The 14,785-nt window shown below is 61.7% G+C and carries 13 protein-coding genes; 7 read left to right on the forward strand and 6 right to left on the reverse strand.

Features of this window, described 5'->3' with window-relative positions; all coding sequences use genetic code 11:
* Positions 1–11: 11 nt before the first annotated feature.
* From WA302_RS14910 to tet, 4 genes are all read right to left on the reverse strand, one after another.
* Positions 12–1,448, reverse strand: coding sequence for a 6-phospho-beta-glucosidase (locus WA302_RS14910; RefSeq protein WP_315903099.1), 1,437 nt, complete (start codon positions 1,446–1,448; stop codon positions 12–14).
* Between the two features lie 130 nt (positions 1,449–1,578).
* Positions 1,579–2,313, reverse strand: a complete 735-nt coding sequence (locus WA302_RS14915; RefSeq protein ID WP_025302900.1) for a MurR/RpiR family transcriptional regulator — start codon at positions 2,311–2,313, stop codon at positions 1,579–1,581.
* Positions 2,314–2,571: 258 nt separating this feature from the next.
* On the reverse strand, positions 2,572–3,528 hold the full coding sequence (locus WA302_RS14920; protein WP_147824220.1) for a sulfonate ABC transporter substrate-binding protein: 957 nt from the start codon (positions 3,526–3,528) through the stop codon (positions 2,572–2,574).
* Positions 3,529–3,726: 198 nt separating this feature from the next.
* On the reverse strand, positions 3,727–5,052 hold the full coding sequence (tet, locus tag WA302_RS14925) for a Tet(A)/Tet(B)/Tet(C) family tetracycline efflux MFS transporter (protein ID WP_306789722.1): 1,326 nt from the start codon (positions 5,050–5,052) through the stop codon (positions 3,727–3,729).
* On the opposite strand from tet, the gene tetR reads away from it, so the two are divergent.
* From tetR to WA302_RS14950, 5 genes are all read left to right on the forward strand, one after another.
* The gene (gene tetR, locus WA302_RS14930; RefSeq protein ID WP_025305231.1) at positions 4,970–5,611 is read left to right on the forward strand and encodes a tetracycline resistance transcriptional repressor TetR; all 642 of its coding nucleotides are present in this window, start codon (positions 4,970–4,972) and stop codon (positions 5,609–5,611) included. The genes tet and tetR overlap by 83 nt on opposite strands.
* A 175-nt stretch (positions 5,612–5,786) precedes the next feature.
* Positions 5,787–6,260 (forward strand): 2Fe-2S iron-sulfur cluster-binding protein, encoded by a 474-nt coding sequence (locus tag WA302_RS14935; protein WP_197822032.1) that lies wholly within the window; start codon positions 5,787–5,789, stop codon positions 6,258–6,260.
* Positions 6,257–8,515 (forward strand): xanthine dehydrogenase family protein molybdopterin-binding subunit, encoded by a 2,259-nt coding sequence (locus WA302_RS14940; protein ID WP_336064378.1) that lies wholly within the window; start codon positions 6,257–6,259, stop codon positions 8,513–8,515. Before WA302_RS14935 ends, WA302_RS14940 begins: the two co-directional genes overlap by 4 nt.
* A gap of 28 nt (positions 8,516–8,543) precedes the next feature.
* Positions 8,544–9,842 carry a c-type cytochrome gene (locus tag WA302_RS14945; protein ID WP_336064379.1) on the forward strand — a complete coding sequence of 433 codons (1,299 nt, stop codon included), beginning with the start codon at positions 8,544–8,546 and terminating at the stop codon, positions 9,840–9,842.
* 69 nt (positions 9,843–9,911) lie between these two features.
* Complete coding sequence (locus tag WA302_RS14950) at positions 9,912–10,517, forward strand: nitroreductase family protein (protein ID WP_025302894.1); 606 nt, start codon at positions 9,912–9,914, stop codon at positions 10,515–10,517.
* A gap of 209 nt (positions 10,518–10,726) precedes the next feature.
* Here WA302_RS14950 and WA302_RS14955 read toward each other — a convergent pair whose 3' ends face one another.
* Positions 10,727–11,623 carry a DMT family transporter gene (locus WA302_RS14955; RefSeq protein WP_197822025.1) on the reverse strand — a complete coding sequence of 299 codons (897 nt, stop codon included), beginning with the start codon at positions 11,621–11,623 and terminating at the stop codon, positions 10,727–10,729.
* 129 nt (positions 11,624–11,752) lie between these two features.
* Here WA302_RS14955 and WA302_RS14960 point away from each other — a divergent pair, with 129 nt between their 5' ends.
* Positions 11,753–12,322, forward strand: coding sequence for a helix-turn-helix domain-containing protein (locus WA302_RS14960; RefSeq protein WP_043143518.1), 570 nt, complete (start codon positions 11,753–11,755; stop codon positions 12,320–12,322).
* Between the two features lie 123 nt (positions 12,323–12,445).
* On the forward strand, positions 12,446–14,371 hold the full coding sequence (locus tag WA302_RS14965; RefSeq protein ID WP_197822023.1) for a DUF3857 domain-containing protein: 1,926 nt from the start codon (positions 12,446–12,448) through the stop codon (positions 14,369–14,371).
* 38 nt (positions 14,372–14,409) lie between these two features.
* Here WA302_RS14965 and WA302_RS14970 read toward each other — a convergent pair whose 3' ends face one another.
* Positions 14,410–14,766 carry a DUF1937 family protein gene (locus tag WA302_RS14970; RefSeq protein WP_089180927.1) on the reverse strand — a complete coding sequence of 119 codons (357 nt, stop codon included), beginning with the start codon at positions 14,764–14,766 and terminating at the stop codon, positions 14,410–14,412.
* Positions 14,767–14,785 lie beyond the last annotated feature (19 nt).

A 14,785-nucleotide genomic window follows, 5' to 3' on the forward strand; every position in this document is an offset into this window, starting at 1 on the left:
CTGTCGTGCGGTTACAGCTGTTCGCCGTTGCTGGCGATCACCTGGCGATACCAGTCGAAGCTTTTCTTGCGCGAACGTTCGAGCGTGCCGGTGCTGTCGTCGTGTTTGTCGACGTAGATGAACCCGTAGCGTTTGCTGTACTCACCGGTGGTGAACGACACGCAGTCGATGCAGCCCCATGGCGTGTAGCCGATCAGATCTACACCGTCTTCAATCACCGCTTTCTTCATCTCTTCGATATGGGCGCGCAGATAGTCGATGCGATAGTCATCGTTGATCTGGCCGTCCGCCTCCACCTTGTCGAAGGCGCCGAAGCCGTTTTCCACGATAAACAGCGGCTTCTGGTAACGTTCATACAGCACGTTCAGCGAATAGCGCAGCCCGACCGGATCGATCTGCCAGCCCCAGTCGGAGGCCTTGACGTGCGGGTTCGGCACGTTGCCCGGGAAGCCGAACATGCCGTCGCTGCCGTCCACCGCGTTGGCCTGCAGCGCATTGCTCATGTAGTAGCTGAAACCGATGTAGTCGGTGCAGCCCTCGCGCAGGATCTGCGCGTCCTGCGGCTGCATCTCGATCTTCAGCCCTTTGCGTTCCCAATCGCGCAGCAGGTAGCTTGGGTAGTAGCCGCGCATCTGCACGTCGGTATACAGATAGCGCTGGTGCATCGCTTCCACGGCGTACATCACGTCGTCCGGTTTACAGGAATAAGGATAGAACGGCACGCAGGCAAGCATGCAGCCGATTTTGAATTCCGGGTTGATCTGATGGCCGAGTTTGACCACCTGCGCGCTGGCGACGAACTGGTGGTGCAACACCTGGTACAGCGCCTGTTCCGGGTTGTCTTCCTGGGTGTAATCCACGCCGGAACAGCAGTAGCCGAACAGCGGGTAGCGGTAGTTGCTCTGGTTGTTGATCTCGTTGAAGGTCATCCAGTACTTCACTTTTTCGCGGTAGCGACGCATCACCACCTCGCTAAAGCGCACGAAGAACTCCACCACCCGGCGATTTTTCCAGCCGCCGTAAGCTTTCACCAAATGGTAAGGCATTTCGAAGTGGGACAGGGTGATCACCGGCTGAATACCGTATTTCAGCAGTTCGTCGAACAGGTCGTCGTAAAACTGCAGGCCGGCCTCGTTCGGCGTCGCTTCGTCGCCGTTCGGGAAAATGCGCGTCCAGGCGATCGAGGTGCGAAAACACTTGAAGCCCATCTCGGCGAACAGTGCCACGTCCTGCTTGTAGCGGCCGTAGAAGTCCACCGCTTCGTGGTTGGGGTAACGATAGCCGTCGAGCACGCCGTCGGTCATCACGCGATCCACGCCGTGTGAGCCGCCGGACAGCACGTCGGCGATGCTTGGCCCTTTGCCGCCCCGATCCCAACCGCCTTCAACCTGGTGCGCGGCGACCGCGCCCCCCCACAGAAAATCCTTCGGCAACTGTTTCATCGTCAATGTCTCATCGGTTTATTTAATGAAGGGTAATAACGCTGCGTTGAGAACAGAGTAGCAAGACCGAAAGAAATGTCACGATATAACAAATCACCGTGAAAAGTGATTTGTCACAATAAAAAAACAGCCTGTTTTATTTTTCCGAATTAATATGCCCGAGCCGTTTGCCGATGGTTTCAATAATGTAAAGTACGGGGATCTGCGTGGTAATATTGTGATGCCCGCCGATCAAATGCTGTGGAACGTGGTAGGAGAGGTTGAAGTCCGCCAGCCGCGCCAGCGAAGAGGTTTCGTTGTTGGTGATGCTGATGATCTTGCAGTGGTGCAGGCTGAACTGGCTGGCCAAACGCAGGATCTCTTCGGTCTCGCCAGAGACCGACAGCATGATCGCCACCGCGTTTTTATACATATCGCTGTTGACGGGATAATAAGGATCGTCGATATGAGTACTGAATTTCCCGACGTTGGAAAAGAAACGCGCGCCATATTTCCCCAATGCGCCCGACGTACTGATGCCGACGAAAATAATTCGCTCGGCGGCGGCGATATGTTGCACCGCCTGATCGATCAGCTGATTAAATTCTTCGTTGCTGACGCTTTTAAAAAAGCTGAGGATTTCGCCGATGCCAGAATCGACCGGTGGCGCATCGGTTTGTTCCAGATACAGCTTGAAACGGATGCGAAATTCCGAATAGCCGTCACAGCCCATTTTCTTGCAAAACCGCAGCACGGTGGTGGTGGAGACGCCGGCGGCCTCGGCCAGCTCGCGGATGGTCATGTACATCACTTGATTCTTGTGTTTGCTGACGTAGGTATAAACCATCAGCTCCAGGGCGTTGAGCTCGGCGATTGCTTTATGGGTAAACATGAGTCGGTCCGGCGGCTGAAAACGGGAAGCTTATCTGCGGGTTAACATAGCAAAATTCACCGCCGCTGGCACTGCCGGGCAAAAAGAAAAGCCGCACCAGTCAGGCGCGGCCCAGGGTTCACGACGAACAAATTAAAGCAAAACGTTCCGGAAGACATGCCATGAAAACGCGTTTCATCACACAGGGTTAGCATAGGTCAGCTTATTCCGGTGGCAAAATGCCGGTTTCTGCTTTCTAAAGACAAAGCGCGGCAAAGGCTATGGCGTCTCGGGTTTATCTTCGGACCAGCGGGCGGCGTTGACGTCCACCTTAACCGGCAGCAGCCCGATGGCGGTGAATTTATCCGCCAACTGCTGTTGCTGCCTGAACACCTCCGGCGACATGCGCTGGCTGCCGAACGGCATGCGGGCGATGGCTCTGGCCCAAATGGCCTGATCCAGGCCGGTGCTCTGAGCGAGGATCGCCGCCGCTTCCTGCGGATGGCCGTTGGCCCAGTCGCTCAGCACGCCGAGCTGTTGAATCACCTGCTTGGCGCTGTCCGGGTAGGTTTCGGCAAAGCGGCGGCTGGCGAGATAGAAGGTGTAGTGCGGCACGAGGCCTTCCGCGTCTTTCAGCCGACGGGCGTTGGCATGGGTTTCCACCTCGGCGTAGTAGGGATCCCAAATCACCCAGGCGTCGACGCTGCCGCGCTGGAAGGCGGCGCGGGCATCGCTCGGCGGCAGATAGACCGGCGTGATGTCCTTGTAGCTCAAGCCGGCCTGTTCCAGCGCGCTCACCAGCAGGTAATTGACGTCAGACCCTTTGTTCAACGCCACGCGTTTCCCTTTCAGATCGGCCACGGAGCGGATCGCCGAATCCTGCGGCACCACGATGGCTTCGGTTTTCGGGCTGGGCGGCGAATGCGCCAAATAAACCAGATCGGCCTTGGCGGCTTGCGCGAAGGCCGGCGGAGCGTCGCCGGTCGCCGCCAGATCGATGCTGCCGACGTTCAACCCTTCCAACATCTGTGGGCCGGCGGGGAATTCTATCCAGCGAACCTTGATACCCTGCGGCTCCAGGGTTTTTTCCAGCGTACCGCGGTATTTCAGCAGCGCAAAAATGTTGGCTTTTTGGTAACCGATGGTGATTTGCTGCAGTTTCTCCTGCGCGCCGGCCGGCAGGCTAAACAGGCCGAGCAGCAGGGCGGCGATCAGCGGCGTTGTGAGTTTTCTCATCATGATCTTCCGATAGGCGAAGTGAACGGTAGCGATGACGCGCTGGGCGTAACGCCATGAAACGGCATTTAAATTTTCCTGCGGCGGGATAAGGGCGATGATAATGAGCGGCGCAGTGGCGTGTAAAGCGCCCGCTTATGCTGAATAATGCCTTGCTTAGCCATAAATGAGCTTAATCGGGAGAGGGTGAGCTCGACGCTACGCCGCGTCACGCTCACGCGAACGCGCCAGCAACAGCGGAACCAACAGATACAGGGCGGCGGCCAACGCCCAGACCAGGCCGGGCCAGACATCGCGCGTGGCGGCGTACAGCGCCGTCGCGACCAGCGGCCCCGCGACGCCGATCAGGCTGCCCATGCTGGCCAGCGTCCCTTGCAGCTCGCCCTGATGATCGTCGTCCACCTTGTGCGCCATCAACGCCTGCAGCGCCGGCAGCGCCATACCGCCCGCGGCGAAGAACGGCAGCAGCGCAAAGGGCGCCCAGCCGCGGGTGGCGATCGATAACAGCACCAGACCCAGCGCGTCGGCCGCCAGGCCGATCAGCAGTGCCTTGCGCTCGCCGAGCCGTGCGACCAGCGGGCCGATGGCGAAGGCCTGCGACAGCGCGTGGCAGGCGCCGTAACCGGCCAGCGACAGGCCCGCCACCATCATGCTCCAGCCGAAACGATCCTGACCGTATAAAATCCACAGCGTGGCCGGCGCCTGTGAAACCAGCGCCATGATCAGGTAAATACCGGCCAGCGGCAGCAGGCCCGGTTTGCCGTGCAGCCGACGCAATGACGAAAATGGATTAAGGCGGATTTTCTCGGCGGCGCGGGCGCGGGGTTTACGCGATTCCGGCAGCAGGAAAAACGCCATGATCAGGTTGAGGGCATTCATCGCCGCCGCCGCCAGGAAGGGGGCATGCAGATGCCATTCGCCCAGCGATCCACCGAGCAGCGGACCGACGATAAAACCGACGCCGAACACCGCGCCCACCAGGCCAAAACGCCGCGCGCGCTGGCCGGCGGGGGTAATATCGGTGACGTAAGCGGTGGCGACCGCCATGTTGGCGCCGGTGATGCCCGCCAGCAACCGGCCCAGATAGAGCCAGGCCAGCGTCGGCGCGAACGCCATCAGCAGATAGTCGGCCGCCGCGCCGGCGAGCGAAATCAACAGCACCGGACGCCGGCCGAAACGATCGCTCAGTGCACCGAGGATCGGTGAAAACAGGAATTGCATCAACGCATACGCCGCCAGCAGCGCGCCGTAATGCACGCTGCCGGCGTCGAGGCCGCCCAGTGAGCGCAACAGGGCCGGCAGGATAGGCATGATCAGGCCGATGCCTACCGCATCCAGCAATACCGTCAACAAAATAACCAGCATAGGTTTTTTCAAAATTGCGACTCTAACAGTGATAGAGTATTGAGTATTCCATAGTAACCCTATCAGTGATAGAGAGATGAGCGAAAAAAATACCGCGACGCGTTTAACGCGAGAGACCGTCCTGCGCGGGGCGCTAGCGTTGTTGAATGACATCGGCATCGATGCCCTGAGCACCCGTCGCCTGGCACAACATTTGGGGGTGCAATCTCCCACGCTCTATTGGCATTTCAAGAACAAGGCCGAACTGCTGAAGGCGATGGCGGAAACCATCATGTTGGATCACCGTGAAGAGGTGCCCGCCGACATGCCCTGGCAGGATTGGGTCGTTACCAATGCGAGCCATTTCCGTCGGGCGCTGCTGGCTTACCGCGACGGCGCGCGTCTGCATGCCGGCACCCGGCCGCAGGAACCGCAATTCGCCATCATTGAGGCCAAGGTGGCGCTGTTGTGTCGGGCGGGGTTGACGCCGGAACGCGCCGTTAATCTGCTGTTCGCCGTCGGACGTTTCGTGGTGGGCTGGGTGCTGGAAGAGCAACAAATGCAGTCGGACGATGCGCTGAATGACGCCGATCGCCAGCGTTACCCGCTGCTGTGCGAAGGCTGGGAAACATTGCAGGATAAGGGCGCAGACGCGCTGTTCGAAGCCAGCGTGCGGCTGTTGGTTGACGGCGCCGAGGCCGAATTGACGATCGACAATAATCACGGCCAGCAATCATAAAACCGGGCTTATCTATAGGAAATTTATAGGAAATACCCACTTTTCGTTAAAGCCATGGCGGCTACATTCCCTTAACATCATCATGTCTTTTGATGATAATTATTAGCACGCTGCTCAATTGTTCTTCGCAGTGATGTTACGGATTAAATCCGTTTGTTTAAGGGATAGTTTCACCATGGAAATCAATGTTAATGGCCGGGTGGTTACACTCGGCAATCTCGCGCCCGACACGCCGCTGCTGTACGTTTTACGCAACGATCTGCAATTGAATGGCCCCAAATACGGCTGCGGCCTGGGGGAATGCGGCGCCTGCACGGTGCTGATCGACGGCGTCGCCGCGCGCTCTTGTTCAATGCCGCTGTCCGCCGTAGGAAGCAAATCCGTCACTACCCTGGAAGGCTTGGGCACACCGGACGCGCTGCATCCAGTGCAGCAGGGGTTTGTCGATGAGCAGGCGGCGCAGTGCGGTTACTGCACCAACGGCATGATCATGACGCTGGTCGCGTTGTTCGAACGCGAGCCGGAGGCGGACGAGCAAACGATCAAGAAAGCGCTGGCCTACAACCTGTGCCGCTGCGGCACTCACCTTGAGATCTTGCACGCCGCCGAGCGCGCCCGCGATCTGTTGGCAGCACGGAGGCAAGCATGAGCCGCCTCGAACTGACTCGCCGCCAGTTGTTGCAGGCCGGCGGGGTGGTGATGGTCAGCAGCCTGCTGCCCGCGCCGTTTAACGCCTTCGCCGCCGAGGCGGTTGTAGCGCCTGCCGATCTGCCGCTGGATCGGGTGGACAGCTTTATCAGCCTCACCGCCGACGGCCGGGTAACGGCCTTCAATGGTCACGTCGATCTGGGTACCGGCATTCGCACCGCGCTGGCGCAGATCGTCGCCGAAGAAATTTGCGTGCCGTTCGAGCACGTCACGATGATCCTTGGCGATACGCAGCGCACGCCGGATCAGGGGCCGACCATCGCCAGCGCCACCATTCAGGTCACGTCGGTGCCGCTGCGACAGGCGGCGGCGCAGGTGCGGCACATGCTGACGGCGTTGGCGGCCAAAGCCTTCGAACTGCCGGCCGACCAGCTGACGGCGGCGGCGGGGCAGGTATTTGTGACCAAAAAACCGGGGCGCTCACTGAGCTATGCACAGCTGGCGAGTGGGCAGAATCTGCACGTGATGCTGGATAAAAACGTTCAGTTGAACAGCGAACACCAGAATCGCTACGTCGGCCGCGCCGTTGCCCGGGTCGACATTCCGGCCAAAGTGAGCGGTGGGCTGACCTACGTGCACGACCTGCGCTTGCCCGGCATGCTGCATGGCCGGGTGGTGCGCCCGCCTTACGTAGGCGCCGACAGCAGCGCCCCGCTGGGCGGCGGCCTGCTGTCGGTGGATGAAAATTCGATCGCGCACCTGCCGGGCATCGTGAAACTGGTAGTGATCAACGATTTCATCGGCATCGTGGCCGAGCGCGAGGAGCAGGCGATCGCCGCCATGCGCCAGCTGAAAACCAAATGGCAACCCTGGGCCGGGTTGCCGGATCTGTCGCCGGAAGCGCTGCCCGCCGCGCTGGAAGCCAACCCGAAAACCGACCGCGTCCTGCGCGACGATGCGGGAACGGACGCCGCGCTGGCGGCGCTGCATACCGAAGTGCAGGCCGACTATGTCTGGCCCTACCATCAGCACGCCTCGATCGGCCCTTCCTGCGCGGTGGCGGAGGTTAAAGACGGGCGGGCGCAGGTGTGGTCCGGCACGCAAAACCCGCACGATCTGCGCAAAGACATCGCCACGCTGCTGGAATTGCCGCCTGAGCAGGTGCACATCACCCGCATGGAGGCCTCCGGCTGCTATGGCCGCAACTGCGCCGACGACGTCTCGGCGGACGCGGCGCTGTTGGCGCGGGCGACCGGCCGCTCGGTGCGGGTGCAGCTGATGCGCGAACAGGAATCCGGCTGGGAGCCGAAGGGCACCGGCCAGCTGATCCGGGTGCGCGGCGGCCTCGACGCGCAAAACCGGGTGGCGGCCTACGAACTGAAAACCAGCTATCCCTCCAACAATGCGGTGACCTTGCCGCTGGTGTTGACCGGCAAGGTGGCCAACCGGGCCGATGTGCAACAGATGGGCGATCGCACCGCCATTCCGCAATACGCGTATCCGCACATGCGGGTGATCTGTCAGGACGCCGCGCCGATCGTGCGGGCGTCGTGGATGCGCGGCGTTTCGGCGCTGCCCAACGTGTTCGCCCATGAATCCTGGATCGACGAACTGGCCTGGCACGCCGGCGAGGACCCGATCGCGTTTCGCCTGCGTTACCTGAGCGATCCGCGCGCGGTGGCCTTGATTGAGGCCCTGAAGCGGCAAGCCAACTGGCAAGACGGCCCGGCGTACCGGTCGCACGCCGCCGGCGCCGAAGTGGTGAGCGGCCGCGGTTTCGCCTATGCCCGCTACTTCCACAGCAAATTCCCCGGCTTTGGCGCCGCCTGGGCGGCCTGGGTGTGCGATCTCAGCGTCAACCGCCTTTCCGGGCAGATCACGCTCGATAAAATCTTCGTAGCGCATGACTGCGGGCGCATGATCAACCCGGCAGGGGTGCGCCATCAGGTGCACGGCAACATTATCCAATCCGCCAGCCGGGTACTGAAAGAGTTTGTGACCTTTAACGAGACGGGGGTGACGTCATTGGACTGGGGCGGCTATCCGATCCTGCGCTTCGACGAATTGCCGCAGATCGATATCCAGCTGATTGACCGCCCGGACGAAGCGCCGATGGGTGCCGGCGAGTCCGCCTCGGTACCGAGTGCGGCGGCGATCGGCAACGCGCTGTTTGACGCGCTCGGCGTGCGTCTGCGCGAGGTGCCGTTTACGCCGGCACGGGTGCTCGCCGCGCTGCGCGCCCAGGCCGGCCATTAATCCCCCGTAACGAACAAGGACAGCAAAGATGAGTAAGATGAAAAAAATCGTCGGGTGGGGCGGCGTCACGGTGATCGCCGTTGTGGTGGCCGGCGTGGTCGCCAGTTGGCAGCCGGAAATCGCGCCGCTCGCCGCCGATGCGACCCACCGTTTCAGCGAGGCGCAGATCGCGCGCGGCAAAACGCTGGCCGACCTCGGCGACTGCGCCGTGTGCCACACCCGTGCGGGCGGCGAGCGCAACACCGGCGGGCTGGCGATGGAGATCCCCTTCGGCACCATTTACACCACCAACATCACGCCGGACGTGGAAACCGGCATCGGCAGCTGGAGTTACGCGGCGTTCGTACGCGCCATGCGGCACGGCGTCGATCGCCAGGGCCGCTATCTCTATCCGGCGTTTCCCTATACCGCCTTTACCCGCACTCGCGACGAGGATCTGCAGGCGCTGTATGCCTATCTGATGTCGCAGCCGCCGGTCAAGTACCGGCCACCGGCCACCGATTTGCACTTTCCGTTCAATATTCGCCAGGGCATCTTTGCCTGGAACCTGCTGTTCCTGACGCCGGACGCGATGCCGGAACAGGCGGCCCAAAGCGCCGACTGGAACCGCGGCGCGTACCTGGTCGAAGGGCTGGGGCACTGCAGCGCCTGCCATTCGCCGCGCAACGTGCTGTTCGGCGAGAAAACCGGTGACGAGCACCTGGCCGGCGGCGTGGCGGAAGGCTGGACGGCGCCGGCGTTGACCGGCCGCTCACCCGCGCCGCTCGCCTGGACGCAGCAGGATCTGGTCGATTTCATGCGCACCGGCTACTCGGCCAACCACGGCGTCGCCGCCGGCCCGATGGCGCCGGTGATCGAAGAAGGGCTGTCGCGCTTGCCGCAGGCCGATCTGCAGGCGATCGCCGTCTATCTGCGCAGCTATCATCCTGAAACGGCGGCGGGCGCTACGGCGGCAACGTTAAACGCTCAGGCGGAACGGCAGGTGGAGCCTCTGAGTTCGGAAGGGGCACGGCTGTTTTCCGGCGCCTGCATGGCATGCCATGCGCAGGAAAAAGGCGCGCAGATGGCGGGGGTGCGGCCGTCTCTGGCGCTGAACACTAACTTGTTCGCCGATGCGCCGGACAACGCCATTCGTGTGGTGCTGGACGGCATACAGCGGCCGGCGAACGCCGAGCTGGGCTATATGCCGGGTTTTCGCCATAACCTGAATGACGCGCAGATCGCCATTCTGCTCAACTACCTGCGGCAGCATTACGCCGGTCAGGCGCCGTGGCCGGACTTGGCGGCGCAGGTCAGCCGTTTGCGCGCCGAAACCGCGCAGAAATAGCCGCCTGGGGCTGGACAGCCGCGCCGCGGTGACGACAATAGACCTTTTCACATGGACAGAGGCAGTAAAATGAATACGTTAGACGCGATCCGCCAACGCCGCGCCACCAAGCAGTTCGATACGCAGTACGTGATGACGCTCGAAGAGAAAAAAGCGCTGTTGAACATTGCGCTGCAGGGCGCACCCAGCGCGTTTAACCTGCAGCACTGGCGCCCGCTGCTGATCGAAGATCGCGCGCAGCGCGAGAAAATTCGCGAAGCGGCGTGGGGGCAGGCGCAGGTGACCGACGCATCGATGCTGGTCGTGCTGTGCGGCGATCTGTCGAGCTGGGAGTCACAGGTTAAAAACGTCTGGGCCGAGGCGGCGGAGCCGGTACAGCAGTTCATGATCCCGGCCGTCGATCAGTATTATCGCGGTAAGCCGCAGGTGCAGCGCGACGAAGTGATGCGCAGCAGCGGCATCTTCGCCCAGACGCTGATGCTGGCGGCCAAGGCGCAGGGCTACGACTCTTGCCCGATGGACGGATTTGATTTCGACGCGGTGGGTGAGATTATCAATAAGCCGGCGCACTATCAGATCGCGCTGATGGTCGCCATCGGCAAGGCGGCGGGGCAGCCTTATCCGCGCATCGGCAAACTGCCGTTCGACGACGTGGTGAAAACCGACCGTTTCTGATCTGAGCGGTGAATGACAAAAGGGAAGGCTTGCGCCTTCCCTTATTTTTTGGTGACGCACAGTTCGTTCCAGTAGCTGAAACGGATGCGCCGTTGCAGGCGGTGATGCCACATAGAAAACTCCTTCTACCCTACACGGTTTAAATAAATAGCACCGCGCCGGACACAAGGCGAATGCCTTATTGTGCATAGCTTGCCCGTCGGGCGGGATTAACCGATTTTACCGGCCCGATGCACGGCGAGCGTCCATCGCCAGCCGAAGTTCATGCCCGCTGCCGCGCCGAGAATGGCCAGCGTGCCCAGCAGCTGCAGCAGGCTGAGACGGTGCCCGAACACTGCCCAGTCCACCACGATCGCCACTGCCGGGTAGATAAACGACAGGGCGCCGACCAGGGCCGTGGGGATCTTCTGAATGGCGCCATAGAGCAACGTGGACATCAAACCGGTATGCACCAGGCCGAGGGTTGCCAGCAGCAGCCAGTCGATGGGGGCCGCAGGCGGCGTGGCCAGGCCGGCGAACGGTGCCAGTGCCAACGTGCCAACGGTCAGTTGAATCAACACGATGAGCTGCGGCGGCAACGCGGCCAGCCGTTTGACGATCGCCGCCGCAATGGCGTACATCAGGGCCGCACCGAGCGCCAGTACCACGCCGAGCAGGTAGTCATCGCCGCTGCCGCCGCTTTGCCGGCCGGCGACGATCAACACCATCCCCGCGAACGCCAGCAGAAGCCAGCCCAGCCGGTTAGCCGTCAGTTTTTCGCCGAACAGCAGCGCCCCCAGCGCCACCAACATAAACGGCTGAACATGGTAGGTCACGGTGGCGACAGCGATCGAAGCATGCTGATAGGCAGCAAACAATAGCGTCCAGTTGAGCACCAGCGCGATACCCCCGAGGATGGCGACAGCCAGCTGCCGCCGGTTGATCGCGCCGAGCTTCAACTGACCGAGTGCGGCGCAGGTCGCCAGCATCGCCAGCGCGCCGAACGCGCAGCGCCAAAACACCACCGTTGTGGGCGGCTGCCCTAAAACGAGTACCGGCCAACCGACGGTGCCTGAGATGGTCATGGCGAGGATCATTTGCACTACGCCGCGCGTCTTTGTTTTCATGTTGTTGCCCTCGCTGCCTGACCATGCTTGTGGTGAAGCCGCTTAATCATTAAAATGAACAATTGGACATTATGATGAACACGCATGCAGCTGTTCGTCAAGTCGAACAAACGGATGATATAGAGAACGATGAGCAATAACCTGATGCAGAACATTACGCCGATCGGCCTCTTGTCGGCGGCGATCCGCCGCGAGCGTGAGCGATTGAACCTGTCGGTGACCGAGCTGGCGAAGCGCGCGGGCATCGCCAAGTCCACGCTGTCGCAGCTCGAAGCCGGCAGCGGTAATCCCAGCCTGGAAACGCTGTGGGCGTTGGCGATGGCGCTGGACGTGCCGGTCAGCCGACTGATTTCGCAACCCAGCAGGCCGGTGCAAGTGATCCGCGCCCATGAAGGAACGCCGGCCCTGTCGGAGCAGGGCAACTACGCCGCCACGCTGCTGGCCACCTGCCCGCCGGGCGCGCAGCGCGACATTTACCGGCTGCGGGTGCAACCCGGAGAGGCGAAACTTTCCCGGCCACATCCCCCCGGCACCGTCGAGCATGTGATCATCAGCAGCGGGCGAGCGCGCCTCGGGCCGGCGGAGCAGCCGCTGGAGCTGAGCGCCGGCGATTACATCAGCTACTCCGCCGATCGCGAGCACGTTTTCGAAGCGCTGGAGCCGGAGACCACCGCCGTGATGTTGATAGAACAGGGTTAGCCCGGGCGTTGAAGGTCCGTTTATTGAAAATGATTCTCAATTATATTAGTGTGCCCGCCTGTTTTGACGCCGGGGCAGGCGCGTAGCCCGGCGTCGCCGTTTATTGCCCTTCAAGGACCGAAGATGAAAATCGCTATTCCTTCCCTGCTGTTATTCGCCGGTTTGACGGCAACGCACCCGGCCACCGTGTTGGCCGCTACACCGCCCGTCGCGGCGGATCAGGGCCAGAACGACACGGCCAACAACGATTTCAGCTTCGTGCGCTATCGCGCGGATTACCGCGTCAACGCCAACGCCACCAACGTGAAGACGGAAAGCTACGAAGTGCTGCTGAAGACCAAGGCGGCGGTCGAAAAATTCAGCCAGATCCGCCTGAGCTACAGCGAAAAAATGGAAACGCTGGAGGTGGTCGCCGCCTACACGCTGACTGCCGACGGCCAGCGGCACGACGTGGCGCCCGATCGCATCTATACCCAGGAGAGTTACTCCAGCGCCACGGCCCCGCTGTATGCCGACCGCAAAGTGCGCGTCATCGTGTTCTCCAACCTGGCGCCGGGCTCGCGGGTGGTGTATGAGCTGCGCCGCACGCAAAACACCCCGTATTTCCCCGACTATTTCGGCCTGTGGGAGACGTTCAGCGTTTTCGATCAGTTCGACGACGCCGAAGTGACCCTGCAGGCACCGGCCAAGCTGCCGATGCATATCTTCACGCGTGGCGTGGAAGGCGGGGACAAGCCGCAGATCCGCAACGGCCAAGCGCACTGGCGCTGGCATTATTCGCGCAGCGCGCCGATGAAATCACAAAACTGGGCAGCGGACAGCTGGACCTTCAGCCCGACCATCATGGCGAGCACCTACCGCGAGTGGCCGCAGTTGGCCAAGGCCTATCAGCTGAAGGCCGGTGCGGCGGCGAAGGTGACGCCGGGCATCCAGGCACTGGCAGACAACATCACCGCCGGCATCAGCGATCGGCGCGAGCAGGCGGAGGCCCTCTATCGCTGGGTGGCGCAAAACATTCGCTACGTGGCGGTGTATCTTGGCAACGGTGGGCTGGAGCCGAATTCGGCGCAGAGCATTCTCGACAACCACTACGGCGACTGTAAGGACCACGTGGTGATCCTGGAGGCGCTGCTCGCCGCCAAGGGTATTGAAAGCTCACCGGTGCTGATCGGTATGGATGAAGGCCCGTTACTGCCTAAAGTGCCGCTGCTCAGCCGCTTTAATCACGCCATCACCTATGTGCCGGAGTTCAAACTGTACCTGGACTCCACCAACCCCTGGGCGCGGTTCGGGCAACTGCCGCAAGGCGATCTGGGGGCGCCGGTGCTGCTGACGCGCGACGCCAAGCTGGCGCGCACGCCGGGCAGCGATGAGCAGCCGGTCAAGAGCGCGCTGAGCGTCGATTTCGTGTTTGACAAAGCGGGCAATCTGCACGGACAAACCGAGCGTCGGCTGAGCGAAGTGGAAGAAATTGACCTGCGGGGCTATTTCTCGCAGATCAACCGGCAGAACCGGGCGCAGGCCGAAGCGTCGATCATGTCCGCCTCCGGTATCGACGGCAGCGGCGAAGTGGCGATGAACAGCGATCCGCTGGATCTCAAAAAACAGTTCGGTTACCGCTTCCGCTTCAAGGCGGACGACTACGTCGATTTCGGCGTGGTGGGCGGCATGACGCTACCTAATCCGCCCGGTGGCAAATCGTTCCGCACGCTGTATACCACCACGGCGGCACCGGACAACGAAACGCCGTTCTACTGCAGCGCGCAGCGCTACGACGAAACCTACCGTCTGCAGCTGCCGGCCAACGTGCCGATCATCGCCATTCCGCAAGACAGACAGTTCCGCAATGCGGCGGGCGACTATCGCGTGGCGTGGCGGCGCGACGGGCAGCAGGTGATCGTCAATCACCGCCTGCAGGTGAACGCTATTCGCGGCAAGGAGGCGCTGTGCCAGGCACAGGATTACCCGGCGTTCCGCGAGCTGTTCCAGCAGGTGCGGCGCGGTTTCCGCGGCCAGGTGGTGTACGGCGAATTGGCCAACGGCAAATAAGCCGCTGCCCCGTCGCGCTTAGCGGCGGGGCGCACGCCTCAGTTGAACTCGCCCGCGACCCCAGACCACAGGCTGACGCGGCAGCCGCGTGCGGCGAAAGCGTCCATCTCGCGCTTGATGCCGCCGCTCTCTTGCCAACCCGGCAAATCGAGCACGATCAACTCATCCATCGCCGCCATGAACAGGGCGTCGATCGGCGCCCACAGCTTGCCGATGGCGGTTTTGTCGAGCTCTTGCAAACACAGGTTGATCGGATGTGACATGCTGACCTGGCTAAAAACGGCGCTGCCGGCGCGTACGATAGCGGCGGCGACGTCGTTGCACGCGATAAAGCGTTGCTGCACGACGTTGGCGTCGGCGTGGCTGTAGGGGCAGGCTAAAAATATTTTTCTCATTACCGTTTGTTCTCTCAAT

This window comes from Serratia sp. 201, assembly GCF_037027545.1.
Taxonomy (GTDB): Bacteria; Pseudomonadota; Gammaproteobacteria; order Enterobacterales; family Enterobacteriaceae; genus Serratia; species Serratia bockelmannii.